This is a genomic window from Rossellomorea sp. GQ25, assembly GCF_059758515.1.
The window spans coordinates 164,734-191,572 of sequence record NZ_JCAXEQ010000001.1; the positions used below are offsets into that span (position 1 = coordinate 164,734).

Annotated in this window: 29 protein-coding genes, 1 pseudogene and 1 riboswitch; of the genes and pseudogenes, 21 read left to right on the forward strand and 9 right to left on the reverse strand. The window is 39.2% G+C overall.

All coding sequences use genetic code 11. The annotated features are described in order from the left end of the window. The first annotated feature begins 492 nt into the window (after positions 1-492). The 8 genes from AC6CIB_RS00910 to AC6CIB_RS00945 all read left to right on the forward strand — a co-directional run bounded on the left by AC6CIB_RS00910 (position 493) and on the right by AC6CIB_RS00945 (position 7,133). Positions 493-1,485 carry a helix-turn-helix transcriptional regulator gene (locus tag AC6CIB_RS00910; protein WP_498277431.1) on the forward strand — a complete coding sequence of 331 codons (993 nt, stop codon included), beginning with the start codon at positions 493-495 and terminating at the stop codon, positions 1,483-1,485. A gap of 772 nt (positions 1,486-2,257) precedes the next feature. Beyond that, positions 2,258-2,473 carry a PLD nuclease N-terminal domain-containing protein gene (locus AC6CIB_RS00915; protein ID WP_498277432.1) on the forward strand — a complete coding sequence of 72 codons (216 nt, stop codon included), beginning with the start codon at positions 2,258-2,260 and terminating at the stop codon, positions 2,471-2,473. Then, positions 2,470-3,372 carry an ABC transporter ATP-binding protein gene (locus AC6CIB_RS00920; RefSeq protein WP_498277433.1) on the forward strand — a complete coding sequence of 301 codons (903 nt, stop codon included), beginning with the start codon at positions 2,470-2,472 and terminating at the stop codon, positions 3,370-3,372. Before AC6CIB_RS00915 ends, AC6CIB_RS00920 begins: the two co-directional genes overlap by 4 nt. Continuing rightward, on the forward strand, positions 3,369-4,145 hold the full coding sequence (locus AC6CIB_RS00925; RefSeq protein WP_498277435.1) for an ABC transporter permease: 777 nt from the start codon (positions 3,369-3,371) through the stop codon (positions 4,143-4,145). The genes AC6CIB_RS00920 and AC6CIB_RS00925 overlap by 4 nt, the downstream gene beginning before the upstream one ends. Before the next feature lie 98 nt (positions 4,146-4,243). Then, positions 4,244-4,726: a Clp protease N-terminal domain-containing protein gene (locus tag AC6CIB_RS00930; protein WP_498277437.1), complete on the forward strand. Its 483-nt coding sequence runs from the start codon at positions 4,244-4,246 to the stop codon at positions 4,724-4,726. Between the two features lie 323 nt (positions 4,727-5,049). Beyond that, positions 5,050-5,922, forward strand: a complete 873-nt coding sequence (locus AC6CIB_RS00935) for a patatin-like phospholipase family protein (RefSeq protein WP_498278596.1) — start codon at positions 5,050-5,052, stop codon at positions 5,920-5,922. 138 nt (positions 5,923-6,060) lie between these two features. Continuing rightward, positions 6,061-6,759, forward strand: a complete 699-nt coding sequence (locus AC6CIB_RS00940) for a hypothetical protein (RefSeq protein ID WP_498277439.1) — start codon at positions 6,061-6,063, stop codon at positions 6,757-6,759. A 53-nt stretch (positions 6,760-6,812) separates the two neighbouring features. Further along, a complete protein-coding gene (locus tag AC6CIB_RS00945; protein WP_498277441.1) occupies positions 6,813-7,133 on the forward strand; it encodes a four-helix bundle copper-binding protein in 321 nt (106 codons plus the stop codon). Between the two features lie 298 nt (positions 7,134-7,431). On the opposite strand, the gene AC6CIB_RS00950 is transcribed toward AC6CIB_RS00945, so the two are convergent. The 5 genes from AC6CIB_RS00950 to AC6CIB_RS00970 all read right to left on the reverse strand — a co-directional run bounded on the left by AC6CIB_RS00950 (position 7,432) and on the right by AC6CIB_RS00970 (position 10,782). Further along, complete coding sequence (locus AC6CIB_RS00950; RefSeq protein WP_498278598.1) at positions 7,432-8,010, reverse strand: site-specific integrase; 579 nt, start codon at positions 8,008-8,010, stop codon at positions 7,432-7,434. 9 nt (positions 8,011-8,019) lie between these two features. Then, the gene (locus AC6CIB_RS00955; RefSeq protein ID WP_498277442.1) at positions 8,020-8,649 is read right to left on the reverse strand and encodes a tyrosine-type recombinase/integrase; all 630 of its coding nucleotides are present in this window, start codon (positions 8,647-8,649) and stop codon (positions 8,020-8,022) included. A 4-nt stretch (positions 8,650-8,653) separates the two neighbouring features. Next, positions 8,654-9,034: a hypothetical protein gene (locus AC6CIB_RS00960; protein ID WP_498277443.1), complete on the reverse strand. Its 381-nt coding sequence runs from the start codon at positions 9,032-9,034 to the stop codon at positions 8,654-8,656. 2 nt (positions 9,035-9,036) lie between these two features. Continuing rightward, positions 9,037-9,630, reverse strand: coding sequence for an ImmA/IrrE family metallo-endopeptidase (locus AC6CIB_RS00965; RefSeq protein ID WP_498277444.1), 594 nt, complete (start codon positions 9,628-9,630; stop codon positions 9,037-9,039). Positions 9,631-9,801: 171 nt separating this feature from the next. Next, on the reverse strand, positions 9,802-10,782 hold the full coding sequence (locus tag AC6CIB_RS00970; protein WP_498277446.1) for a thermonuclease family protein: 981 nt from the start codon (positions 10,780-10,782) through the stop codon (positions 9,802-9,804). Between the two features lie 69 nt (positions 10,783-10,851). Here AC6CIB_RS00970 and AC6CIB_RS00975 point away from each other — a divergent pair. The 3 genes and pseudogenes from AC6CIB_RS00975 to AC6CIB_RS00985 form a co-directional block, all read left to right on the forward strand. Continuing rightward, a pseudogene (locus AC6CIB_RS00975) lies at positions 10,852-11,448 on the forward strand (hypothetical protein); the annotation flags it as partial. Positions 11,449-11,624: 176 nt separating this feature from the next. Next, on the forward strand, positions 11,625-11,816 hold the full coding sequence (locus tag AC6CIB_RS00980) for a hypothetical protein (RefSeq protein ID WP_498277448.1): 192 nt from the start codon (positions 11,625-11,627) through the stop codon (positions 11,814-11,816). Between the two features lie 721 nt (positions 11,817-12,537). Then, a complete protein-coding gene (locus tag AC6CIB_RS00985; RefSeq protein WP_498277449.1) occupies positions 12,538-12,717 on the forward strand; it encodes a DUF3954 domain-containing protein in 180 nt (59 codons plus the stop codon). A gap of 98 nt (positions 12,718-12,815) precedes the next feature. Here the strand turns inward: AC6CIB_RS00985 and AC6CIB_RS00990 are convergent, their stop codons facing one another. Then, positions 12,816-13,361: a CBO0543 family protein gene (locus AC6CIB_RS00990; protein ID WP_498277450.1), complete on the reverse strand. Its 546-nt coding sequence runs from the start codon at positions 13,359-13,361 to the stop codon at positions 12,816-12,818. Positions 13,362-13,804: 443 nt separating this feature from the next. On the opposite strand from AC6CIB_RS00990, the gene AC6CIB_RS00995 reads away from it, so the two are divergent. Further along, the gene (locus AC6CIB_RS00995) at positions 13,805-14,293 is read left to right on the forward strand and encodes a sigma factor-like helix-turn-helix DNA-binding protein (protein WP_498277451.1); all 489 of its coding nucleotides are present in this window, start codon (positions 13,805-13,807) and stop codon (positions 14,291-14,293) included. Positions 14,294-14,337: 44 nt separating this feature from the next. Here the strand turns inward: AC6CIB_RS00995 and AC6CIB_RS01000 are convergent, their stop codons facing one another. Next, positions 14,338-14,772 (reverse strand): hypothetical protein, encoded by a 435-nt coding sequence (locus AC6CIB_RS01000; protein WP_498277452.1) that lies wholly within the window; start codon positions 14,770-14,772, stop codon positions 14,338-14,340. A gap of 369 nt (positions 14,773-15,141) precedes the next feature. Here AC6CIB_RS01000 and AC6CIB_RS01005 point away from each other — a divergent pair, with 369 nt between their 5' ends. From AC6CIB_RS01005 to AC6CIB_RS01035, 7 genes are all read left to right on the forward strand, one after another. Continuing rightward, on the forward strand, positions 15,142-15,576 hold the full coding sequence (locus AC6CIB_RS01005) for a terminase small subunit (protein ID WP_498277453.1): 435 nt from the start codon (positions 15,142-15,144) through the stop codon (positions 15,574-15,576). A 523-nt stretch (positions 15,577-16,099) separates the two neighbouring features. After that, a riboswitch (FMN riboswitch) is annotated at positions 16,100-16,243 on the forward strand. A 192-nt stretch (positions 16,244-16,435) separates the two neighbouring features. Continuing rightward, positions 16,436-17,503 carry a bifunctional diaminohydroxyphosphoribosylaminopyrimidine deaminase/5-amino-6-(5-phosphoribosylamino)uracil reductase RibD gene (gene ribD / locus AC6CIB_RS01010; RefSeq protein ID WP_498278600.1) on the forward strand — a complete coding sequence of 356 codons (1,068 nt, stop codon included), beginning with the start codon at positions 16,436-16,438 and terminating at the stop codon, positions 17,501-17,503. Positions 17,504-17,527: 24 nt separating this feature from the next. After that, on the forward strand, positions 17,528-18,184 hold the full coding sequence (gene ribE / locus AC6CIB_RS01015) for a riboflavin synthase (protein WP_498277454.1): 657 nt from the start codon (positions 17,528-17,530) through the stop codon (positions 18,182-18,184). 17 nt (positions 18,185-18,201) lie between these two features. Then, positions 18,202-19,395 (forward strand): bifunctional 3,4-dihydroxy-2-butanone-4-phosphate synthase/GTP cyclohydrolase II, encoded by a 1,194-nt coding sequence (locus tag AC6CIB_RS01020; protein ID WP_498277455.1) that lies wholly within the window; start codon positions 18,202-18,204, stop codon positions 19,393-19,395. Positions 19,396-19,420: 25 nt separating this feature from the next. Continuing rightward, positions 19,421-19,891 carry a 6,7-dimethyl-8-ribityllumazine synthase gene (gene ribH / locus AC6CIB_RS01025; protein WP_044336602.1) on the forward strand — a complete coding sequence of 157 codons (471 nt, stop codon included), beginning with the start codon at positions 19,421-19,423 and terminating at the stop codon, positions 19,889-19,891. A 375-nt stretch (positions 19,892-20,266) separates the two neighbouring features. Beyond that, the gene (locus AC6CIB_RS01030; protein WP_498277457.1) at positions 20,267-21,556 is read left to right on the forward strand and encodes an NCS2 family permease; all 1,290 of its coding nucleotides are present in this window, start codon (positions 20,267-20,269) and stop codon (positions 21,554-21,556) included. A 426-nt stretch (positions 21,557-21,982) separates the two neighbouring features. Beyond that, the gene (locus AC6CIB_RS01035; RefSeq protein WP_498277458.1) at positions 21,983-22,405 is read left to right on the forward strand and encodes a hypothetical protein; all 423 of its coding nucleotides are present in this window, start codon (positions 21,983-21,985) and stop codon (positions 22,403-22,405) included. Between the two features lie 57 nt (positions 22,406-22,462). Here AC6CIB_RS01035 and AC6CIB_RS01040 read toward each other — a convergent pair whose 3' ends face one another. Beyond that, positions 22,463-22,759: a hypothetical protein gene (locus AC6CIB_RS01040; protein ID WP_498277460.1), complete on the reverse strand. Its 297-nt coding sequence runs from the start codon at positions 22,757-22,759 to the stop codon at positions 22,463-22,465. Between the two features lie 182 nt (positions 22,760-22,941). Here AC6CIB_RS01040 and dapF point away from each other — a divergent pair, with 182 nt between their 5' ends. Beyond that, entirely contained in the window at positions 22,942-23,937 is a 996-nt protein-coding gene (gene dapF / locus AC6CIB_RS01045; RefSeq protein WP_498277461.1) for a diaminopimelate epimerase, read from the forward strand. Between the two features lie 53 nt (positions 23,938-23,990). Here dapF and AC6CIB_RS01050 read toward each other — a convergent pair whose 3' ends face one another. Further along, positions 23,991-25,853 (reverse strand): DNA ligase D, encoded by a 1,863-nt coding sequence (locus AC6CIB_RS01050; RefSeq protein WP_498277463.1) that lies wholly within the window; start codon positions 25,851-25,853, stop codon positions 23,991-23,993. Between the two features lie 137 nt (positions 25,854-25,990). Here AC6CIB_RS01050 and ku point away from each other — a divergent pair, with 137 nt between their 5' ends. After that, positions 25,991-26,821, forward strand: a complete 831-nt coding sequence (gene ku, locus AC6CIB_RS01055; RefSeq protein ID WP_498277465.1) for a non-homologous end joining protein Ku — start codon at positions 25,991-25,993, stop codon at positions 26,819-26,821. The last annotated feature ends 18 nt before the right edge of the window (positions 26,822-26,839 follow it).

Below are 26,839 nucleotides of genomic sequence, written 5' to 3' on the forward strand. Positions count from 1 at the left end.
CGCTCCAATCAACTTTCTCAGCATGTTTTTTTAATAAAATCTAAATAAAATCAACAAACCTTTAGCAAATTACCTCTTTATTGGTAGATTTCCTCTTGTGTGTAATAGAAATTCTGATTTCTATTATATTGTTTTTTGTCACCTTTTAGCTCTGTCACGAAAAACCTCTTATAGATGGGGAGGGGAACTGCGTAGACTCCTGCGGAAGAACGGGCGTGCCGAGACCCCGGAAGCGAAGCTGAGGAGGCTTGGCCGTACGTCCGCGGAAAGCGGAGCGGTTCCCCTCACCATCCAGCACACACTAATGGACAGAGCCTAAGCAGACCCTATGATAATAAGTAACAATCTTTGCGAAAAGAAATGAGCCTTCATTAAAGAACATTTTAGAAATAAAGTATTGACAAAAATATCGGAATATTGATAGTTTTATAAAAATATCTTACCGTTTTAAAGGACAGAGAATCGGTCTGTCCCTGAAAGGAGCTTATCAAAATGACGAGGGTAGATAATAAAGAGAGAGTGCTTAGGTTGATGAGTATTTTGAGTGAAGAAACGGATGAGGATCATGAGTTGAGTTTGGATGATATTATTCTTCGTTTTAAGCAGATGTTTGGGCCTGAAGTGAAATTGAACAAGCATTCATTAAAAGATGACCTTGAGCATCTTATCAGAAATAATTTCGATGTCACCATAAACCAGGAAAAAGAAGGGCTGCCTAAATATTATAGCCATCAGTATCGCCTATTCGAGCTATATGAACTTCGCATGCTCATCGATGCAGTCGTTTCGGCCAAATTTATTTCAAAAAAGGAAACGAGACAGCTGACTGGAAAAATAAAAAAGCTGACCAGTCTTCATCAAGGGAAAAAGCTGCATAATGAAATTGAAATCGATTCCTCCATTAAAAGTGAAAGTCCCTATATTCGTCTCGCTATCCATGATATTCATGAAGCAATAGCAGAACGTAGAATGATTACGTTCCAATATGGTCGGTTCGATGTGAAGAAACAGTTTAACTTGAGCCATGAAGGAAAGCTATATAAAGTGAAGCCCTATGCCCTTGCATGGGCAAATGATTTCTACTATCTCATCGCCTATTATTTTGAAGCAGACGAAATTCGCCACTACCGGGTTGATCGATTAAGGAATGTAGAACCGCTTTCAGAAACCTTTCCATACGAACCATTTGATGTATCTAAGTATGTACAATCCACCTTTCATATGTTTGCAGGTGATGAAGAATGGATCAAAGTTTCGTTTCAAAACCACCTTATCAATGTGATTATCGATAAGTTCGGAAAGGATGTAGACATACAAAGAGACGGTGAGAATCATTTTATTCTTACAACAAAAGCCCTTGTCAGTAGTGGACTAGTGAACTGGATCTTAAATTTTGGCAGCCAGGCGAGAGTCCTATCTCCTCCTTCTCTAGTGGATACCGTTAAAACGGAAGTGACTAAGCTGTATTCCTTATATCATCAGTAATGAAGCGCTGAACCTCATTGCATGGGGCTCAGTGCTTTTTGTTGTTTCAGATATTTATTAAAAGGCTCTTTTCGTAAATATTGTGGCTATAACAATAGAAAGTAGTAGTAGTTGATTTCCGCTACAGGATGCTCGCTTTCCGCGGGGAGGCCGGTGAGCCTCCTCGTCGCTCCTGCGGGGGTCTCACCTGTCTAGCTCCGCCGGCTAGCCCCTCCAGGTCATAAGGTGAATGGGCCAAGAAGGCAAAAGGCGCCTTCCCGGCCCATTCACCTTATGCTTGTCGGGGCTGAACAAGACGCCTCCACTTTTCGGACTGTCCCGCTTCTCCCGCAGGAGTCGAGCACCTGCAACGAGAATCAACTTTCTCAGCATAAGTTTCTAAAAAAATCAAACAACAAACTTTTAGAAAACAACCTCTTTTAAAGAAAGCATTGGTCGATTTCTTCTAGAAATTCTGTTTTCTTTAGATTTTTTTGTCACTATTAAGCTCTGGCACGAAATTTTCTCATAGATGGTGAGGGGAACTGCGTAGACTCCTGCGGAAGAACGGGAGTGCCGAGACACCGTTCGGCTAAGCTGAGGAGGCTCGGCGAAACGCCTGCTGCAAGCGGAGCGGTTCCCCTCACCATCCAGCACATGCTTGTTGAAAGAGCTCCTGGAAGATTTTATGGTACAAAACAACAATCATTGCGAAAAGAGCATATTAAAAAGAAAAATGAACGATTTTCATTTTCCTCCGTCTTATATTTGAAAACAAAAGGAGGAATCGGGGATGAACGAATTACAAGAAGCGTTTCAGTCAATAAATTGGGGGCTTATTGCTCCTGTCATCCTTATTCAATTCATACTCATGGTGGTCGTAGTGATTGATTTGATCCGGATTAAAGCAACGAATGGGCCTAAATGGCTATGGGTTCTCATTATCTTGTTTATCAATATTATTGGGCCTGTTGTGTATTTCATTTTTGGAAGGAGACATGATGGATGAACGTATTAGAAGTATCTTCTTTAGAAAAAAAGTATAGGGAAAAGCTTGCCGTAAAGAACCTTTCCTTTCAATTAAAACAAGGTCGTTGTACAGCTCTGCTGGGTCCTAATGGTGCAGGGAAAACCACTACTTTAAATATGCTTGCAGGGTTAATTACACCTACGAATGGATCAATTTCAACAAGTGGTTCCTCTAAAGATATACGGCAATTGATAGGCTACCTGCCACAATATCCTTCCTTTTTTGAATGGATGTCAGGAAAAGAATTTCTCACCTTTTCCGGTGAAATCGCAGGATTAACGAGGAAAACATCTCAAAACCGAAGTGAAGAACTTTTAGAGTTAGTCGGTTTGCTGGAAGGAAAGAATCGAAGAATTGGTCAGTATTCGGGTGGCATGAAGCAGCGATTAGGGATAGCTCAAGCTCTTATTCACCATCCGAAGCTTGTTATCCTTGACGAACCGGTATCTGCCTTAGATCCTTTCGGTAGAAGAGAAGTGCTGGAGCTATTACAGAAGCTTAAGAAGGAAACGACGATTCTGTTTTCTACACATATTTTGAATGACGCAGAACAGGTATGCGAGGATGTGCTGTTTTTGCACGAAGGAGTCCTGATCGAAAAAGGACCTCTGGAGGAGATAAAGGCAAGACATCAAACACCGAGATTAAATCTGTATTTTAACGAAGAAAGCGAGATTTATAAACCATATTTAATGAAAAAAGAGTGGGTTCAACATCTTATCTCAGACGGAAATCGACTATCCTTCGAAGTAAGTGAACTGGAAAGGGATAGAGCGAGAGTCTTTTCTATGATTTCAGAACATCAGTGGGGGGTAATTAGATTTGAAACAAGTGAACAGAGCCTTGAAGAACTATTCATGGAGGTGATTAAAAAATGAAAACAGTCTGGGTTTTATTCAGAAAAGAAATGCAGGAACTAACACGAAATTATAAAATGATTTGGATGCCCATCGTATTCATCTTATTTGGGTTAACGGAACCATTAACGGCATTTTATTTACCAGACATTATTAATTCAGTAGGAGATCTGCCGGAAGGAACGGTCATCAGCGTCCCAACACCATCATCTGAAGAAGTGTTATTATCGACTATCAGCAAGTTCAGTACCTTTGGCGTCCTCATCATCGTATTAGGATTCATGGGAATGATTGCAGGAGAGAGAAATAGCGGAAATGCTGTTATGGTATTGGTGAAGCCCGTCTCATACGCAGCTTATATTTATTCCAAATGGATGGCCGCATTTGTTCTGGTGTGGGTCTCCTATGGCCTGGGGATGATATCCAGCTGGTATTATATTCATGTATTATTTAAAGGAATTGATTTTACAGTATTCGTACAGGGATTGCTCGTTTATGGCTTGTGGCTTACCTTTATCTTAACACTGGTCGTCTTCTTTAGTAGTTTAGTAAAAGTGTCGGGCCTGGTAGCATTCTATACGATCGGGATCGCCATATTATTAACCATTGTGTCAGGATACATGACCAGGACCTTAAAGTGGTCTCCAGGGCAGCTATCCAACTATGTAAATGAAATCGTCCTTCATAGCACGTGGCCGGATCACCTGACAGGGACCATTATCCTCACTACCATCCTTTGCCTGGCCATCCTGCTCATAGCACCACCTCTATTTAAGAAAAAAGATTTGATCTGATCAAGCCAGCTCTCTTTTTATGAGGGACGGACCTTAATAAAAGTGAAAGGATTACCTTATTTTATGTCGAATAATGGTAATAGAAGGGAGGGGGCTGCATGATAGAACTTCAATACACACATAAAGTAAACAAATTGATTCAAAACGCTCATATGATTGCCAAAAGGAATCATCATACAAGTATTCAAAGCATGGCTCTATATTTAGGAGCAGCTCACGTAAAAGAAGGTACTCTAAGGGAGATGTATCACCTTATGGAACCCAATATGGAACAGATAGAAAACATATCTAATATCATTCCTTCAGAGCCTTCTGATACAGAACGAATGGATCACTTTTCCATTCCATTATCAACACATGCAAGAAAGGTTTGGAACACATCGATTGGAGTCATGAAGAGATACAATCAAACGTTATTAAACGAAAATCATATTATTAAAGCATTTTACGCCCATCTTCCAGAACACCCTCAACTGCAAAAAGAACTTAATGCTATCCCTCATGAAAGGATTATCCGATCTGTTACTACAGCAATGCATTACAGTGCATGCAAGAGAAAGGATATATGTGCGCCGTATTAAAAGAAGCTGGACCCATCGAATTCTATGAAAAAAAGTGTAACGCTAAGCTTATTCCTTTGGAGAATGATGAATGAGAGACCGAGTCGGAATCACAAGATTGAAACCAATAAGTAGCTTTTCAGTAAGCAAGTTCGTACACATTCTTACTGTTTTGTGGGAAAATATAGTGGTTTATTCGATACCGGTGACGAAAATGAATACTTGTAATATAGGGGCCAACATCCCATGTTGGATCTTTCTAAGGGAACTTGGAGATATCGACTTATATCCTTAAGAAGTAAAATATTATTTCTTGCATCATTAGGGAGGTAGACAAGAAGATGATGATTGAAAACACAGGCCTCGTTCTCGAAGGTGGAGGAATGAGAGGGATATACACGGCGGGGGCATTGGAATACTTCCTGGAAAGAGGCATTGAATTTCCTTATGTTATCGGAGTATCTGCAGGTGCATGTAATGCAGCATCCTATTTATCTAAGCAAAATGGACGCAATAAAAAGGTGAATGTAGACTTTATCCGTGATCCGAAATATTTATCTTGGCGAAACTATTGGAAAACAGGAGAGTTATTTGGAATGGATTATGTGTTTGATGAAATTCCAAATAAGCTGGTCCCTTTCGATTATGAAGCTTTTCACTCTAATTCAACGGAATTTATTGTCGGCACCACAGATTGTCATACAGGAAAACCGTCGTATTTCTCAAGAAGAGACTATGGGGAGGAGCTTCTTGCGATTATCCGTGCTTCAAGTTCCCTGCCATTCGTCGCTCCGATCGTTGAATTTAAATCCCGTCATCTTCTCGATGGGGGAATAAGTGACCCTGTTCCCATCGAAAAAGCTGAGCAGGACGGGTTTAAGAAAAATGTAGTCATTCTAACTAGAAACAGGGGCTATTATAAAAAGCCTTCGCGATTTTCCTTCCTTGTGAAAAGGAAGTATTCTCAATATCCGGAATTACATAAAACGATGATGAACCGGTACTTGCGGTACAACCAAACAATCAAAGAATTAGAAGAACGTGAAAAGATCGGGGACGTCTTGATCATTCAACCACAACACCCATTAAAAGTAGGCCGGATTGAAAAAAATCCACAAAAGCTGGACGAATTATACTGGCAGGGCTATCATGACGCAGAAGCCAAAGCCAAAAAAATAATGGAATGGAATCAATCAAACACTCCTGTTCACTCATAACATAAAGCCAACGAATGACAAAATGTCTCCTCTTGAATGAGAAGGTCCTGTCATTCTTGGGCTTTTCTCTTAAAATTGGTCTTTTTAAGGGTTTTTCACATACATATGATAGAGATTCCTTGAAAGGACGAGCATTTCATGAACCTCTATCAAATCTACAAAAGTGAACAATATACGTTGCTTTATCGCAGTATCATGTATTTTCTTATAGGTGTAGGAATGCTGATGGTGACTCAACAATTATATTATTTTCCCCTGTTAATCTTTATACCTGCTTTTTCAAATCTATATCTCAGCTTTAGTATGAAGAAGGAACTAAAGAAAGCGAATCGACTATTTTATGAGGAGATCCCTGTTTCCCGGCATGCATTAATCGGGGTTCAGACGAAAGAAGGTTTCTATTACTTAAAAACAAATGGATGGTCAGAATACTTCATTCAAAGAACGTCCTTGATCAATAACCCAAAACATTACATGCTTCACCGGAAAAATAAACACCCGATGGCAGTTTTTAAATGGAGCAGATCCATGAAAATCGATCAGTGTGGGGCGGGAAGGGTCTTTCACTTGAAATATCAGAGCTCTACTGCTATCGAATGGCGAAGTGACGAGGGTGACACGATTATCATTTATAAAGGAAACAAACGATGGATCTTGAATTATAATAAAAAAAATTATTTATCCTTACAAAAAGGATATCTTCCCCAAAGTGTTCAAAACCTCTTCGACTATCATCATAGTTATGTTTCATTTTATGAAACATATAGCGAAGAACTGGATTGGTTACTTATTTTCTTATGGTATGTAGACAGTGATTATTTTCTTACCGCATCGTAATCCTTTTTCCCCATTTGGGTACGCTAAAAAGGAACATTTGTGGAGGTGAGATGATGAATGCTGATTACAAACCATGTTTAACGGCTTTGAAACGATGTCTGGAAGCATGTAATGTATGCTATCATGCATCCCTTAAGGAAGAAAAAGCGATGATGGTGTGCATAGAGCTGGACAGGGAATGTGCTGATATTTGTTCCTATGCCATTAATGCCATGCAGCGAAGCAGTAAATTTGTTCAACAAATTCTGGTTCTTTGCGCAGAAATCTGTGAGGCGTGTGGAACAGAATGTAATTCTCATGACCAGCAGCATTGTAAGGACTGCGCTAAAGCCTGTTTTGAATGTGCGGAAGAATGCAGAAAGCAATTAGCATAGTATTTGAAGGATGCTTCTATTAAGTAGAGGCATTTTTTTACCCTTGTCACTCTTCCAGCTTGGAAATCTGCTTAATGGTTGCAGTCGGACCAGAGAATCGTCTCAAATATTATATTAAAAAAATTAGTGCAAAAATAAATTTAGAGCTCCATACATGATTTTATTTAGGAAACTATGATAGAATAATGATAATCGAATAGGTTTCCTTCGGGGCAGGGTGAAAAGAAAACACCTTGCCCCTTTATATATTGCTTATAAAACCTTGATATATAAAGGATTTCGGAGAAGGGGAGGAATGCTATTTTTCAGCTTGTTGACGAATTGTTGACGGTTTGAATTTTTCAAACTTCTCAGCAGTCATATCACGTACCTTTTTTGTGATGTGTCCATAGACGTCCGTAGTAATTCGTGAACTCGAATGACCAGCTCGTTCTTGGATCGCTTTTATGTTTACTCCTTCCTCAATGAGAAGCGTAATCATGGTGTGACGAAGGTCGTGTAATCGAATACCTTCAAACCCAAATTTCTTTTTGAACTTCTGCCATTCACCTGTAGCAGTTTGAGGGTAGAAGGGAATACCTACTCCACCATGAAAGATAAATTGTCTTTCTCCACCTTCCCACAATTCACCCATAGCAAGCTTATCTTTTTTCCATTCATGATGATACTCTTTTAGATCAGCCATATACCAGGATGGCATTGAGACGAATCTTGCAGACCCCGATTTTGTATCTTTTATAACTGGCTGCTTGTTCTTGAACATAGGTATATTTTTATTAACGTGAATGAGGTTATTCTCAAAGTCCAAATCCGGCCATTCTAATGAAATGATTTCGCCACGGCGCAATCCTCCAATCATGGCCGTTAAAAAATATATCCTCCAAGTCTAATTTATCTTTTGTAGTGAGTCAATTAGTCTAATTGATTCTTGTTCATCAAGATAATTCATTTCTTTCTTCTTTATGCGAGGTCGAGGTCTTTTAATTTTTTTCATTGGACTTTCTTTTATAAGTTGCCATTCTTCTGCTCGATTGAAGATACTTCTTAATACTTTATCAATTTGATAAATAGTTGAATCTGAAAGACCACCAGTTTTACCATCTTTTCTGCTATTTTCTGATGTTAAATTATCCAAGTAATTAATTATATGGATAGTCTTTATTTGATCTAATCTCAAATGGCCAATTGAGGGGATTAAATGATTTCTTGCTAAAGATACTTGTTCATATAGGGTTTTTTCTCCCAAGTTTTTAATAGCAAATTTAGTTTCCCATTCTTCGATAAATTGTTCTAATTTCATCTTATCTGGAGAGATATAGGCACCTGATTCTACTTCCAATTTAAACTTAATCAATTCAGACTGAAGATAGTCATTCAACCTTTTAGTGGTTTTCAATAAAGCCTGGTCCTGGATTCGTATCGTCTTTGTCTTTCTAAGTCGACGACCCTTTGAATCATACCCACTTTCAACAACTAACAAAAATGAATTATCGCCTCTTTTTTGAACACTTGCCACGTTATCACCTCATCAACATAAATGATTTTGTTCTTTCATTCGGAAGCAGCTGCAGCACCTCATTTAAATCCTCAGAACAAACAATAAACTGTTGCACTAAAAAAGGATCAATACCCAATAGTTGAATCCGTTCTTTCACTCTAATTAAATTGATTCCCAATAAGTGAGGGGAGTCCGATCGCCTTATAAAATCCCTCATATATATTGACGTACTTATAATTGAATCATCAAATTCACACCTTTTAAGATGTTCAAATGGGGCAATTGGCTCAAAGAAAAAATAGTCATCATCCCAATTAATTTCACCTGGTTGCAAGGTAAGAACGTCCCAGTAGGGGACAAGGTTTCCATTTATATATTCTTTATATAGTCTTTGTTGCGGCATAATTAAGACACTCCTGTTCTTTTATTAATAATCTGTTGTAGCTTGTCCAAAGTCGCATTGGTTTCCTCGGAATAGGGTCCAGCTTTTGGATACATGGAGTCCATATATTTTCGATGCTGTTCGTCCGATTTTGCTTGGAGGATCTTACGCTTGAATTTTCTTAGTCTCTCACGTGCAAATTCTTCAGTGACTCCAAATTCCTTTGCAATAAACGGTACTCCAGCTTCGACATCTAAGAAGTTGCTAATCTCATATCTTAGAAGCATGAAGGTAGGGATGCAAAAGTGCAAAGCGAAGTTTTCTGCTTGTGCTTCCTGCAATGATAAGAACTCCTTGTTCATTGCTATTTGGTTTCCATACTGTAAGTATAAGTGGCATAGTTCATGAGCAAATTCTTGCCATTGTTCCTGATCAGTGAGTCGTTCGTCTATTATTATTTCACCGTCGTATATACGGCTGCCGAACCTTTGAAAATGTACATAAATTCCCAGTCTTGCTGCTATCTCCATAAAATCAAGTTGACGAGGATGGTATATACCAAGATGAGGATAAAAATCTTGGATCCAATCCTCTAACAAGGATGTTTGATATTGCATTAGAAACGCCACTTATCGAATGTATGTTCTGTTTTTATTTCGAAAGAAAAGCCCATATTCTTTAGGGCTTTATCCTGCTAAACTTTCACAAGCTAATCCATCATTATCATTTCCATCTAATCGATGAGGGTCACTCGGACCTGAAGCTTCCATAAATGCCTGTGCCTCAGATTAGGTTGAGAAGTCTCCACAGTCTTTATCAGGTACATTTGTGTTTATACTTGGTGATTGGGGCTCAGGCTGAGGTTCTGGTTCAGCAGCAACAACAACTTCTTCCTCATGGTGAAATCCATCATCGTCATCTACATGAGCATCACCTTCAATTGACCAAACACCGATTCCTTTATTCCTTGCGATATCTTGTTCTTTATGGAACTCATCTAACATTGTAAGATCGTTATACAAATAGGCGGTTTTAGCTAAACCATTTCGAAGTAATAGCTCCTGTATTGTTTCTTCTCCTAAAAATACATAAGCAAGTAATCGTCCATATTTATCTCTTTCTTCAGTTCCCACTTTAATTCGAACTTCTTTTCCGGATAGTGTTTCTTTAACAAAGTCCGATGCATCCTTCCTAAAAGGCTGGACTGGCTTACTAGGGTGTACTGTTTCAGGAGTGTCCACCAAAAGTAACCTTACTTCTTCTTCAGTTCCTTTGTAATTCACTTCAATAGTATCGCCGTCTACAACACGAGTTACTTTTGAAAGAACACCGAATTGCTGTACTTTTTTAGCCTCTTCAGCTTTTTTCTTTTCTTGGGCTTTTGCTTTTTCTTCCTCTTCTTTTTCCTTTTTTTCTTCTTCAGCTTTGGCTGCTACCAGTTCATTTTCTACTTCTTTTTTTGATTGAGTAGTTTCTTCTTTAGTTTCAGACTCAGAAGCTACTCTGGTAGTAGTATCTTTATCTTCATTCGGTGTCATCACACAACCTGCAAACGACAAGATCAGACCAGTAGAAACAATCAACATAGGTCTTTTAAATGTTTTCTTCCCACGTTTTTTTTGAATGAATTGATATGTACCAAGGGAGAATATTAACCACCCAATAATGCTCTTAGGAAATATGATTGAAGAAATGGTTGCTATAAGGCCAAGAATAATTAATATTACTATAATAATAGCCTCATAAACTTGTTTTTTTACTTCTGACATCATTTCACTCCTAAACTAAGAATTTAATATTTTCTCTTTTTCTTTTTTGAATTCTTCTTCAGTTAAAATGCCACTACAATCGAAGTGAGAAACCTTTCGGGTCTTGTGGAATACCTGCAGTCAGAATTTGACGGTCAAGAACAGCTGATGATCCACGTCGAATCACCGACTCGCGTTTCAATATTCAGCTCCTTTAACAGAGACTTTAACCGAAAAGCTTTGATCCAGGCAGATGCGATGATTCCTAGTTACACCTTCGAACGTTGGTACGAGGCTGAAGAATTTAATATCAAGTTACAATCTGTATTCGTTCAAAATGAGGACCGAGATATCATGCTGAAGGTAGTCGGAAACATCAAGGAAGAAGATGTCCGCACGGTAGGAGATAACGGCGTCAGCCAATCGGTAACTGCTAAAGTGGGGGTTGCCACAGTGGGACAAGTCGAAGTGCCAAACCCAGTTGCCCTGATGCCATTCAGAACGTTTGTAGAGGTGGAACAACCAGAAAGTAATTTCATCTTCCGGATGCAAAACGGCCCTCGATGCGCGTTGTTTGAAGCAGACGGCGGAGCCTGGAAGGTGCAGGCTATGAAAAATATTAAGGATTACCTATTAGCAGCCCTTGAAGAAGAGTTTGAATCTAAGAAACTAGTAATCATCGCATAATGGCACAGGTCATCATTGCTGATGATCGTAAGTCTTGGATGAAAAAAGAGGATAGGGTGGCAGCGTGTATGCGCTGCTCTCTATTCAAACATTGTCAGACTCGATGTGGACTTGAGTGTAAGAAGCATGGTGGCGATGTGATTCCAAAGGTCAGAATGAGATAGGGGTGATCGTTCGTGAGCAAGGTCAATAACTATCAAGAGCAATCAAATGTTTTTCTAACTGAAAAACTTAAGCAAGCCAGGTACCAACGAGACTCTTACAAAGAAAAATACGAAGCAGAAAAAATTGCGAAGCTTTTTTGGAAGCTTGTCACAGTAATTATGGCCGGAGTGATAATTGGTCAACTATTTGGAGGGAATGTATGAAGCTCATTAGTCGCTTAATTTGCAAAGTTAAAGGAAGGCATAAAGTAAGCTATTACTCTAATCGGTGTGTAAGGTGCGGAAAAAAATTGGGTGTTTGCGGATATAACTCATATTATGCAAGAGTTATCTTCTTCCTTTGAACAGAAAATAAAACAGATTCAAGTATTAATTATTTCACCAAAAAACTGAATTTCATCTAAGATGATATCTCTTAAGTCAGGTGATTGACATAAAATATATTCTTCAAACAATTCGCCTAAGTGTTTTATAAACAAAAAAAGTTCGAACTCTTCCACCAAATTAATCACCTCATGTAACATTATGCCTGAATATGGGTGTGGTTGGAAAGTATTGCGACAAAAGTTCTGGTTTTTTGACAAATTAAAAAGGAATCAACGGACCAGGTTGACTCCTTTACCCTAAAGAGGGTTTTGTGACATTTCCCAATATTATATATATGCATAAGAATTTCAAGTGATTGTGCATTTACAAAGATGGAGTGAAAAATAAAAAGAGAGATCCAAAGCGCTGGGGTTATCCCAGTTGTGGCTCTGAAAACTCTCAAATATGATGATAAACCAGTTTTGCAATGAAGTAAAGACTCATTTGTAGTGAAGGAGAGATATTCACTCTAAAACAGACGCTTTGGAATATAAAATAAAAAAGCCAAGGATTTCTCCTCAGCTCACCCACTCATATTTTAACATGAGGGGGAGTCCTAGTGGTAGATACAGATAAAATGAAGGTAGAAATTGATCTGATGAAAAATGCAACCTATATCGTAAAAGATGGCCAACTTATATTAGTCGAAACCCCGCCTAAAGGTTATGGAAAGCAAGAGATTTCTTGGCAGTCTGATAAGCCGACACATTACGAATTGAATTATTCAAATAAATTATAGACACAAAATGCGCATTAACTATATCTAAAAAAGACTCCTGTTTTGGAGGAGTCGCAAGATGTACTTTATTTAAGGAATTGGCTAATGTATTAATTGAGTTAAGTTGATCTGTAATTGAACTTTAAACGATCAATGATTACTTTAGAAATTATAGACATTAAAACAAGACTAAAAAATGACCAGTTTGCATTCCAAGCCTTTTCTATGTAAATATTTACAAACTTCATAAAAGGAAGTGCAACATATGAGACAATACCTGCAAAAATACTTATTGAGATTAAAAATGACTTCCATCGCTCATATCGTTGGTATAAGACACTAAGCCCTATAGGAATTATAAACAAATTTGCGGGTAACATTGTAGGGATAATTGGTTCTAGTTGTATTCTATAATCATACCAATCCATTGCTGTAGCTACATCATCCAAATTTTTATTTAATATATATATAATTCCAAGATACCCTATGGTAGATAGAGCTTTCTCTCTCTTTACAAGGAAAAATAATAATGTGAGGAACAATATGCAAATAGCTACTAGCATCCACCATTGCCATGTGAATAATGTATGCTTTGTCCAAATCTCCCATCTTAAGTCGGTTAACTGGTTTGAAACTTTATCAATTTTTTTTCCTAGTTCGTTCATATGTATCACCGCTTAAATTTTATGTTAATAGCATAACCAAGAACAAAAAGTTTATACAATTTATGATGTCTATTGTGGCGTAGTACGAAACAATAACGCAATAAGTCTACTGGAACAACCAGGGACACTGAATGAGCGCGATAAGCGTTTGTTTGGTGTCCTTTTTTATTGATTTACTCTCTGCAACTGATTTACCCGGAAATTAAGATTCGGCAACTGAAAGGGGATGGAGTCATGAGGATTTCAAAGGACAATTGTAACTATGGAAAAAGGACCATATGGATGATAAACAAGATTCGTAAAAGTAAGCCGACAAAACGTAAACCAGTTAAAAAGCAATCCAAAAAGATTTCTGATCGAGATATGGCTTTTCTAATGGGAAGTAACATGAAAATTCTTAGACGGGGTCGAGGTGGAGTTTATAAATAAAAGGAGGATGAACTATGTTGAAGATGATCTACGAATATAAAATGGCGTTAAGGGATGCTAGAAAAATGCATACTAAATTAGATTGCGATGATCTATCTACACAAGAAAAAATCGATAAAGCAATCATTTCTTCCATGATTACAGATTTAGAGTTTGTTATTAAGTGGCTAGAAACGGGCAGAAATCCAGATTTAAGACGCGGGAATGATAAGAAAGGTATTTACTCTATTAATCCTCAAACTCTCGACAGAATCAAAATACAGAAGTTTGATAATGAATTTAGAGAGCTAACGGAAGATGAAAGAGGAATGATAGAAGATGCTATTTGTGATTTGACCAAAAGAGAGAAGGATGCTTATTTCATGGTGAAGGTTGAAGGGTTGTCTTATAAATGTGCTGCAGAATTAATGGGAATTAAAAAGACAACTCTTCAGAATCATGTGGAACGTGCAAAGAAGAAAATTGAAATTAGAAAAAATAGTAGTCTGTTTTTAATCTCTTAAAAATGCCCCACCAAAAAATGGGGGGCATGCTTGTCCCATATGAATTATCCTGCAGTTGCAATTGCGCTAAAGCTTTCTGGACCTACTCTGGTTGCTCCTAGTGCTGATGCACTTATAAATGCGGTATATACTAATGGTCCACTTATTGGCTTGGGGGGGTTAAAGTTTGCACCTGAAAATGTTATTAATTGAGGACCAGCGATTTCAAGACTTAATTGTTGTTCTGCAGTGTATACAGTTACTAATCCTGTTTGTTGTGTTCCTCTAACAATAGTAATAGTTACACTAGTTGCAATTGGGGCTACTGGTAACTGTACAGCGACAGTTCCATTAAACTCGACTCTTATTTGTCCAACTGCTTGTGTAACATCTAATCCAACTACACCAAATAAAGAATCGGTACCTACAAGGATTGGCGTGGCCATACTGTTAGCTAAACTAGCATTTTGACTTGTTCTACCGTCTAGAAAAATTCCCATAATCTCACCTCCTCTATTCTAAAACTTATATATTTTATGCGAAGTAGAATAAAAGGACTGTGCTACTTGATTATAAAAGAAAAAAACAACCTACATGTTTATTACATGTAGGTTGAAAGTATGATGGGTACATACTTAGATGCTAGAACAATATTAATATATTCAATTAATACATTTGTTCTTGTGCGTATGTCTATTTATAAAAAATATGTATTTTGTGGTACGAATCATGTATTAATGATAAGAAAAATTTATTAATATTTCTTATATACCATAAGAAAAATAAAAGTTTAATATTAATGTGCATTATTGATGTTTATCTTATTTGCAAAACAGATATAAATACCTGGAGGTGGCAGGTGAGGTGCAATGAAACTAACAGAGAAACAGAGACGCTTTGCTGATGAATATGTGAGAACTGGTAATATATCAGAGTCATATCGGTTGGCTTACCCGAATGTAAAGAAAGATTCAGCAGCAAGAGCCTCCGGAAGCAGGCTGCTAACAAAAGCTAACGTGAAATCTTATATTGATGAACGTTTAGAACAGTTGAAAAAAGAGTCGATAGCTGAACAAGATGAAATCCTTCAATTCCTGACATCTGTAATGAGGGGAGAGCATACCGAACAGATTCCAGTAGGTATAGGGGAAGGTGCCCAGCAGCTGGAGGACAAGGACACTTTCCTGAAAGAGCGTGTTAAAGCAGCAGAACTCTTAGGAAAGCGATATGTCATGTGGACCGACAAGCAGCAGGTTGAGACTGTTACTCCTGTTTTTGTTGAGGATGTGCCTAATGAAGACTAAGCAGCAACGAATCTCCATCAAACAGAAGATAGGTGGAAGGGGCATTTCCATTAATAAAAAGAAAAGTGGAGAAATACAAGGAGATATTGCCTGAAATTTTGTAATTTTCAAGGTGCTCCGATCTTATATTTTGGAGGGGCTAAGAAAAAAGCTACCGTCATGTTTTAAGACCCAAGAATATCCCGGAAGAGGTGGTAACTTATCAAAGGCTTGGTTAAAATATGCCAAACACTATGCATAATTTTATATATCTTAATATTGAATTGATTTGATTACGTACTAATAATATTAAGAATTTCATACTCTATACAAGCTATTGTTCTCTAAGTTATGTTCCTTACACAAATCCACACTTATTTTAATGTTTTAAAGCAAGCGGGGAAAACTATGTAATGACTGTTGACGAATTGTTGACGGAATCGGTCAACAATGAACAAATTTAAACTGATAGTAACCGAAAGTGTTCAGCAGAATGCTTGACAGAACAGGGTTAAAACAAGGATAATCTAAAATAGTCGAATAGGTAATCCTTCGGGGCAGGGTGAAATTCCCTACCGGCGGTGATGAGCGCATGCTCTTAGTCCGTGACCCGGCTAATGAAAATTAGACGGTGGATTTGGTGTAACTCCAAAGCCGACAGTGATAGTCTGGATGGGAGAAGGAACGGCAGTATTTACTTGATGCAGACGCGAGAAGTCTACCTTTTTTATGGGGATTATGTTTCCAAAAAAAGAAATCATGTGAATACTTTATTCAGTCATGCCAACTTCCCCCAAGTAAAAACTTACTTGGGGTTTATTTATTTTTGAATAATAGTGAAAAAAGAAGGGAGGTAAAGTGTTTGAACCATTCACCATATATGAATCTTGCCCTCTCAATGGCAAACGCAACCCGAGGTCAAACATCACCCAATCCTGCTGTTGGAGCTGTTGTGGTGAAAAATGGAGAAGTCGTTGGGATGGGTGCGCACCTTAAAGCAGGAGAAGGTCACGCAGAGGTCCATGCCATTAAGATGGCAGGAGACAAAGCGAAGGGAAGTGACGTCTATGTCACGCTGGAACCTTGTTCTCATTACGGGAAAACACCTCCCTGTTCACAGCTGCTGATTTCAAGCGGAGTGAGGCGAGTCTACATTGCCAGCACAGATCCAAATCCCCTTGTCGCGGGAAGAGGAATCCAACAGTTGAAGGATGCAGGCATAAAAGTAATGGTCGGAGAGCTTGAAGAAGAAGCACTCGAGTTAAACAAGCACTTCTTCCATTTCATTCAATACGGCACGCCTTATGTAACCCTTAAGACAGCTGTTACATTAGACGGGAAAACAGCTTCATCTTCAGGAAATAGCAAGTGGATTACGTCAGAAGCTTCACGCACAGATGTCCACTATGATCGTCACCGGCATGACGCGATATTAGTAGGAGTCAATACCGTTATTCAAGACAACCCACACCTTACCACCCGTTTGCCCCAAGGTGGAAAAAACCCCATTCGAGTTATTTTAGATACCTTTTTACGAACACCCCTCCACTCTCATGTAGTGGAAGACTTGGAAAGTAGGACGCTCATCTTCACGGGCAATTCTGTCAATGAAGAACAGAAGCAGCCCTTTTTGGAATCAGGCTGTGAAATCATCACCCTTTCAGAGGAAAGGATAGACATTCACACAGTATTAAAAGAACTGGGTGCACGGAATATCGGATCCCTTTATGTAGAAGGTGGATCTACTATTCACTCCTCCTTTTTAAAGGAAAAAGCCTTTCAGGAATTGATTATGTATATGTCTCCTAAGCTTGTAGGGGGAAGCTCTGCCTTCACCAGTTTTGGAGGGGAGGGATTCCCGACCATTGCAGAAGGTCTTGAAATGGAGATTAGCAGCCTTGAACGAGTAGGCAAGGACATTAAAATTGTTGCTTTGCCTAAGTGTTAACCTTTTTTGAAAGGAGGAGAAAGGATGTTTACTGGAATCATTGAAGAAATTGGCTCAATTGAACGCATGAAAAAATCCTCCTCATCTATGGAACTGACAATAACAGCGGACCGCGTTCTGGAAGACGTTCACATTGGAGATAGCATCAGTGTGAATGGTGTCTGTTTAACCGTCACTTCATTCAGCTCCAGGCAATTTCAAGTGGATGTAATGCCTGAAACCTTTGAAGGGACAACGCTGCGAAACCTATCCCATGGTTCTAAAGTGAACCTGGAGAGGGCAATGGCTGCAAACGGTCGTTTCGGCGGGCATTTCGTTAATGGGCATGTCGATGGAGTAGGGACGATCGTTAGAATAGAGAAAGTTGAAAATGCCTGGTATATGGACATTTCCATACCGGAAAATCAGAGCCACTTGTTTATCATGAAGGGTTCTGTCGCAATAGACGGCACTTCCCTTACTGTTTTTGGTGTGAAAAGTAATGCGATTACGATTTCGTTGATCCCACAAACGAGAGGGGACACGGTTCTTGGCGAGAAAAAAGTAGGGGACCGTGTTAACATTGAATGTGATGTAATGGCGAAATATTTTCATCGCTTCTATGAAGCAAAGGAACAGTCTAAGAGTACTTCAAGCCGTATCAACTATGAATTTTTAAGTCAAAATGGTTTTGCTGACTAATAGGGAGGGGTTGCCCCATGTTTAATAAGATTGAAGAAGCTCTGGAAGATTTACACGCAGGTAAAGTCGTCATCGTAGTAGATGATGAAAACCGTGAGAATGAGGGAGACTTTATTGCCCTTGCGGATAAAGCGACTCCTGAAGTCATTAATTTTATGGCTAAAGAAGGAAGAGGATTAATTTGTGCCCCGATAACAGAGGAGATTGCACAAAAACTAAAGCTTGCACCGATGACGATGTCAAATACGGATCCTCATGGAACGGCCTTTACCATTTCTGTCGATCATAAATCCGCAACTACTGGAATTAGTGCATTTGAGAGATCGACCACCATACAGGAATTATTGAACCCGGTCTCAATGCCCGAGGACTTTAAAAGACCTGGTCACGTATTTCCACTTGTCGCCAAAAAAGGTGGAGTACTAAAACGCGCAGGACACACAGAAGCTGCCATCGATTTGGCTGTTCTGTCAGGTGCACATCCATCAGGCGTCATTTGTGAAATCATGAATGAAGACGGCACGATGGCAAGAGTACCTGAATTGATGAAACTAGCAGATAAATGGGATCTTAAGATCATCTCCATTGAAGATCTGATTCGATACAGACGCAAAAAAGAAAAGCTTGTAACGAGGGAAGTGGAAATTGAACTTCCAACCGAATTCGGAAACTTCAAGGCAGTTGCCTACACAGAAAACCTTACAGGAAAAGAACATATCGCACTTGTGAAAGGGCAATGGTCCGAGGATGAAGATGTGCTCGTTCGCGTTCACTCTGAATGCCTGACGGGAGATGTTTTCGGTTCCAATCGCTGTGACTGTGGACCGCAGCTTGCCACAGCACTGACTCAAATTGAAGAAGAAGGAAAAGGTGTACTTCTCTATATGAGGCAGGAAGGCCGTGGAATTGGCCTGATCAACAAATTGAAAGCTTATAAGCTTCAGGAACAGGGCTACGATACGGTTGAAGCCAATTACAAATTGGGCTTTGGGGCTGACTTACGGGAGTATGGAATCGGAGCCCAGATACTAAGAGATCTCAGCATCAAAAGAATTCGTTTACTTACCAATAACCCCAGGAAAATTGCCGGCATTAAAGGATATGGATTAGAGATTGTAGATCGTGTACCGATTCAATTGCCAGCCAAATTTGAAAACGAAAAGTATATGAAAACAAAGCATGCTAAGCTGGGTCACTTGCTGAAATTTTAATCACAACTAGTAGGAGGAATATACAATGAAAACAATTTATGAAGGTAATTTAGTCGGATCAGGATTAAGGGTTGCGATTGTCGTTTCCCGTTTTAACGAATTCATTACGTCCAAGCTTTTAGGTGGGGCGGAAGATGCATTAAAGCGCCATGGTGTAGAAGAAGGAAATGTATCTGTCACTTGGGTTCCAGGGGCATTTGAAATTCCTATGATCGCTAAAAAACTTGCCCGTTCAGGGAAATATGATGCTGTTGTTACACTTGGAACGGTCATCCGCGGAGCAACCGCTCATTTTGAATACGTAAGCGGAGAGGTTGCAAAAGGAGTGGCCAATCTTAGCCTGCAGGAAGATGTACCCGTCATCTTTGGAGTCTTAACAACCGACACAATCGAACAGGCAATCGAAAGAGCCGGCACAAAAGCAGGAAACAAAGGATGGGAAGCAGCAGTATCAGCCATCGAAATGGCTAATCTGATTCGTGAGATTGATAAGTAAAATAGGGATTTCCAAGCCTCCTGTGTAGGAGGCTTGTTTTTTTTTTTTTTGAGGGAAGGACCTATCGGGGGTGCTTTTTTAGCGGGAGTGGTCATGGCGGGGGAGTAGAGTATGTGGGGTTATTTGTAAATCGGCTTGATTATTCTCCAAAACGGCTGGATTTCTGGTGATTTCGGCTGGGTGGATAATTCTCGATAACGGCTGGATTTTTTCACTTTTCGGCCGGATTCCTCATGGGCAAACAAAAATCCTGCTGCCTGTACCCAACAAAATACATATTGGCAAACGTCAGACCTTTTGCTAGAATAGTATTTTGTGGCTCCCCTTATTTAGGGAGGAGCGGGTAGGGAGAGGGCAGTTTTATAGGAAGATTATATGAAAGCACGTGGAGGTATTTTTCAGTTAAAGAATCACGGTACCACGATGAAGCAGGAGATAATGGCTGGAGCAATCGGTTATTTCACGATTGTGTACATCATCGCTGTGAATGCATTAATTCTTTCTGAAGCTGGAATTCCATTTGAAGGAGCGGTTATGGCAACTATTCTTGCCTCCTTCGTTGGGTGTTTGGTGATGGCCTTTTGGGCAAATGCACCAATTCTTCTGGTTCCAGGAATGGGCATTAATGCGATGTTTACGTTTACTCTCGTAAAATCATCCGGTTTAACGTGGCAGGAAGCTCTAGCTGTAGTAGTGATTTCAGGAATACTCTTTATGATCATTGCATTTACAAAGCTTTCAAAAGTATTATCGGAAGCCATACCCAAAACATTAAAGGAAGCCATCACTGTAGGATTAGGGATGTTTCTAATGTTTATCGGTCTAGAAAAAGGCGGTCTTATCCAAAGAGGAGAGAGTGCCATCATCATGATTGGTGATTTTGGGGAATTAAAGGTGTTAGCTACGGTGCTGACTTTCCTGGTGACGATATTTTTGTTTGTTCGAAATGTGAAAGGTCAATTTTTATGGAGTATTGCTTTTGGAACCATGCTGGGGTTCATCTTTGGGATCGAACCATCGATTCAGTCCAGTTCCTTTCAATTAAGTGAATACAGTCAGGTTTTCGGTCAAATATCCTTTAGTGCCATTTTGGAGATTCCGTTTTGGATTGCGGTTTTTTCTGTCACGATGGTGCTGGTATTTGAAAACATCGGTCTCGTTCATGGACATACGGATATGATCGATCAACCTCATAAATACTCTAAAGCCTTCCAGGCGAATGCGTTTTCTGCCTTTACATCAGGATTCTTTGGAACGAGTCCGACGGTTTCTACTGTAGAAAGTGCTGCAGCCATGACAGCAGGTGGTCGTACGGGATTAACGAGTTTGACTACTGGAGTATTATTCTTGGGATCTGTGTTGTTTATTCCGTATTTAAAGTGGATTCCAGATCATGCTATTGCTCCAATCCTCATTATCATTGGCGGCTTAATGATTCAAAATATACGACATATGGATCTTCGCGATTTAACAGAGGCATTTCCTGCCATTTTCATCATTGCGATGATTCCATTTACGTACAGTATCGCAGATGGGATTGCCATCGGTTTTATTCTTTATCCAATTTTAAAATTGGCTACAGGTAAAGCGAGAGAAGTATCTATTCCTCTATATATCATTGCTGCATTGTTCCTTATGAACTTCTTTGTTCATTCGATTCATTAAAGCGGTAAAGAACTCAAGTGGAGTTGCTCATCATTACGATTGAAATCGTAGTTGATGACATGTCTGCTTGAGTTTTTTTGTCCTTACAACTACTACCGAATTCCGTGGACTTTCCACATATTTCTTGGGATTATTATAGAAATTAATGAAACTTTCGAACTATTTTTATACATATATCAGGAAATCAGCAGGGGTGAGTATAGTGGAAGTGTTTGTAGCGAGTTTTTGATCGGAATGGAGAAACCGCAGCTTATGAGCTACTTTACCGAAACAATGAAATGAATATGTCCGAATATAGATGGAGACCAGGCCACGGCAGATTTCATTATTAACAGCTATTTAAATATTGGTCTTGAAAGCTAGTCCGCAGGTAAGCCATGCTTCATCAATTTCACAGAAAATCTTTTAAAGAGAGTCCCTACCTACTTGAATCCCAAGGAAATTGTCGTGGAGGTTCTGGAAATTAAACGATGGATTTATGTTTTAGCTGTGAGGGAACAAGTTGGTGAAAGGAGTATATTGGAAAACGAAGTTATTACATTATCTTTAACGAGGGCAAAAAAGTGTGAGTTGCTGGCAGAGAAGCACAATCGTGGTTCAATGAAGTCGAGCTATTTCCTTACGGGGTTGTTTTCATTAATGGAAACTATATTATCTATGCCAATTGAAGTAATCCTGAATGAATTACCATTGAATGATGAAATCTACAATGCACTAACCGGTGCCTCAAACGAGTTCAAAGACATTCTGGAGCTGGTTATTTTGCTTGAAAAAGCTGACTGGGCAGCGATCGAAATAAAAATGGCCGAACTGAAGTTAAACAAAGGAGATGTTATGGAATGCTATTAAACATCATGTAAATGGACACGAGACTTCTTACATCATGAAATTGCAGAGATTAGTTAGTTACCAAACAGGTTTATATTCCCCTGGAGTCAGATATTTTCTTTGGGGTTTTATATATCTCTTCAATTCAATCAGAAGTAATCGCTGGAGATGCTTAGAAGCTATTTGTCGGGCTACATCTCTAGGAAAAGGATAGATGCCGATTTGATTGAAACGCACACGAAAGAGACCTTCATGTACAAGGTCTTTTTTGTCATTCAGAACTTGGGCCAATACAGTTACATCCCGGGAATGGAATTCGTCACACGCTTCTTCTACCTTTTGAACTTGAAACCGAAATGTATACTCATCTTTCATGATCATCACCCATCCCATTGTCTCTAAATGGCCGAAGAAATTCAACTTTTAAGTTTCTACAAGTCACACGATGAGGATTACTTTAAATAATATAGTTGAGATGATTGCGAAAAGAGCTTGTTTGTGGCAAGCTAAGACTATTAAGAATAGTTTACTAGTAAATTACCGTGGAGGGATTCACGATGAACTTGAATCTAATTAAATGTCATGGCTCTGGAAATGACTTTTTACTTATTGATGAAATGACGAATGGATACGAATTTACTGAAGAAGCAAGGCAAAATCTTGCCCTTGCACTATGTGATCGAAAGTCGGGTATTGGAGCGGATGGAATTCTATTTGTGCTTTCAAGTGAACATTGCGATGCACAAATGAGGGTATTCAATGCAGATGGATCTGAAGCATCCATGTGCGGGAATGGTCTTCGTTGTGTAGGTCGCTATGTGTGTGAGCTTCTCGACAAAACGACGATTGTGATTCAGACGATGAAAGCGGATCTGCGTGTTTCAGCTCAAGAGGCTATATATGAAAATATACCGACGTATAATGTTGAAATTTCACCTGTATTATTTGAATTGGATAAATTGCCGATGAATATGGATCGTGAGGGGTTAGTGGACGAGAATATTCCTGAAATTTCAGATCGATTATCGTTTACTGCACTAGCGGTCCCCAATCCTCATCTAATTAGTGTTGTAAGCACAGAACATATTCTTTCGAATGAACAGAAGACGATTGCTGAAACAGTAAATGGTCCCAATAATCTCTTTCCTGATGGAGTCAACGTAAGTTTTGTTCATCCATTAGAAAAAGGTGCGATTTATGTTCGTACCTTTGAAAGAGGAGTAGGCTTTACAAATGCCTGTGGAACGGCTATGTCTGCTTCTAGTCTTGTTACATGTTTGCTCAATCAGAATGAGTTTGGCAAGGAAATAGATGTATATAATAATGGTGGAAAAGTACGTGTCGTGGTGAACCAATTAGGTGAAGGGCGATACAATATGGAATTGATCGGGAATGCAACATATCTCTACCAGGCCCAAATTGAATTGTCTATCACACATCCTGAAGATTATCGTGAGACTTCCAGACAGGATTTCACTGAAGAAGGAACGTACGAACTGCTTCAACATCATGCCAAATCAATTGTTGATAGTAAAGTATTTAGGAGTGCCTAAACGAATAAAAAGCCTGAGCTTGTGTAAGCTCAGGCCGAGAGTGTCCCAAAAAGCTAAGCTTTTGGGACACTCTTTTTTTTGTCGTTGGATTGCTGTTTCAAAAACTGAATCACGTTATCAAATGGCTGGAGGTCTTTTACCCATTCGAATTTAGTAAAGGGACAACCCATCTGCTGGAACCTCTGCAAAACAACATCTATTGTAAAGTGTTCTGGATGAAGGTCCTCATTTACTTCATACCACCAGAGGGGAGTCGCGACTAAAGCATCTTCATTCCCCCTTAAGGAATAAGGCGCAATGATGGTTTTTCCTTCCCCATGCTGAATGTAGTCCACGTATAACTTGCCATTTCGGTTCTTTTTTAAACGCTCGATCGTAAAATCCTCAGGATAATTGGTAACAAGGTAGTGTGCAATGAATTCAGTAAACATGCCGGTGTCCTTCCATGTGTATCCCGGTGGTATGGGAATATACACTTGCAGTCCCTTATTTCCTGACGTTTTCACAAAACTATGCAGGTTTAGTCGGTCGAATAGTTCTTTCATAATGGAAGCCGCTTTAACCGCCAGGGAGAATTGATTCCTGCTGGGTGGATCTAAGTCAAAGACCACTTCGTTGACAGATGTATCCTTCGTCCTTTGGAAAGGCACGTGAAATTCTAATGCAAGCTGATTTCCAAGCCAAATCAATGTCTCCAGGTTATTGCATACCGTATAGTCGATGTTGTCCTCCTTGTACGTTTCAATAAATGAAGGGGCATAATCAGGCGTATTTTTTTGATAAAATGATTCACCAAAGATCCCGTGTGGGAAACGAATACAAGTCAATGGCCTATCCTGCAAGAAAGGCAAAATAGCGACGGACATCTTCCGAAGGTACCGAACGTAATCAAGCTTTGTCATTGAGACTTTCTGAAACAATTCCTTATCTGGATGTGTGATTTCAACCCCAAGTGGAAGGGATGCTTCGTCCAGCTTGAATTGCTCCATTGTACAGGTTTCTGGAGCAATGGAGAATAGAAATCGATGAAAATGTGGTTCTCTCAGTTGACCCTCATACCAATTCAAATATGAAATTTCTACAGTTATAGCCGGGTCTATGTAATAAAGGGAATTCTTATTCTTCGTACTATTCTTTTTAATCATTGCTTTTAATGTTTTTTTCTCGTCAGGAGAAAGACCAAAGTGAAATAAGCCAATAGGCATAATCTTTTCGTTATCGAAAACGCTAATGTGAAAGTAATCGTTCGTTTCATCCAGCGCAGTGATGAAACAGTGACAGCGTTTCCAATTCTTGGTTTTTACCCAACTCGTACTTCGTTTACCCGCTTCCCACTTACTATTCTTCCTCTTAGCGACAACACCCTCACCTTCCTCTTTTTCCACAAGTTCCCATATTTCTCGACGATCCTTGAAATAGGGAACCATTTGAAGGGAAGATGGGAGAGAAGGGGTAGGTTCTAATGGCAATTGAAGAAAAGTAAAAACCTCTTTCAATTTTTCTTTTCTTATAAGGTAAGGTTCGGGGGCAAATGATTTCTTACCATACTCAAGTAAATCGAATGCCAGAAATTTAACGGGTCTCTCGGCTGCGGCATGATTAATTTTCTGTTTATTGCGCATTCTGCCCCTTACCTGCAATTCAAAGAATTCACTGCTGCAGGAAGAGCGTAATAGGGCAACCTCCCCATCCAAAATGAAAGGGGTAGGTAAGTCTATTTCACTGAGTAAAGTTTTGATCTGTTCTGCAATTTCCGGGAAGTGTGGAAGCAATTCCTTCCCGTTTCGACTTTGAAGGCTTATCTGATTCTTAGAATGAACGTAGAGAATTCCGCGAAATCCATCATATTTCACTTCATAAAGCCAGTCCTCATTTTCAGGGAGTTCATCATATAAGGTAGGAAGCATCGGTTTCATATCTATTCACCTGATTTTTAGTATTAGTGTGACCAATGAGTGTTTATTTATTTCCAAATGTTTAAGGGAATGAAGAGTATCGGACAACTAAATGATAATGGTAAGGGATTAGTTTATGTGAAGGAGGGTATTAATATATGCATACGATTTGGAAAGGCTCAATCAGTTTTGGACTGGTGAACATCCCCATTAAACTTCATTCTGCTACAGAAGATCGTGATATAAAGCTTCGTTCACTTCATAAAGAGTGTCATACACCGATTAAATATGAAAAAGTATGTCCAGCTTGTGAAAAAGAAATCGACCATGATGACATCGTTAAAGGCTATGAAGTAACGAAAGGGAAATTTGTCGTTCTTGAAGAAGAGGAATTGAAGGAATTGAAGGAAGCAAACGGGGATAAAGCTGTGGAAATAGTAGACTTTATCAAAATGGAGGAAATCGACCCGATATTCTTTGATCGAAGTTATTTCGTTTCACCTAATGATGGAGGGAAAAAAGCTTATTCATTATTACGAAAAGCTCTTCTGGAATCAGGAAAAGTAGGTATCGCAAAAATCACGATGAGGTCGAAAGAACAACTCTCCATTGTTCGGGTGTATGAAAATACTCTCGTAATGGAAACCATTCATTATCCAGATGAAGTAAGAGGTACCGGTGATGTACCGAATGTTCCAGAAGAAGATGAAATAACGAATAAAGAATTAGAAACAGCGACGATGCTGATTGATCAATTAACCACTGAATTTCAACCGGAGAACTATAAAGATCAGTACCGTGAACGCTTAAGTCAATTGATTGAATCGAAGCAAACCGGGGAAAAGATCGTAACAGCGAAAGAAAAAGAGCCAAGAGAAAATGTGACAGATTTAATGGCGGCACTTCAAGCCTCCATTGATTCATCCAAACCGAAAAAGACGAAGAAGCAAACGAAAAAGAAAACGACTTCAAAGAAAAAAGCTCAATAGAACGTAAGTCGTGAGTGA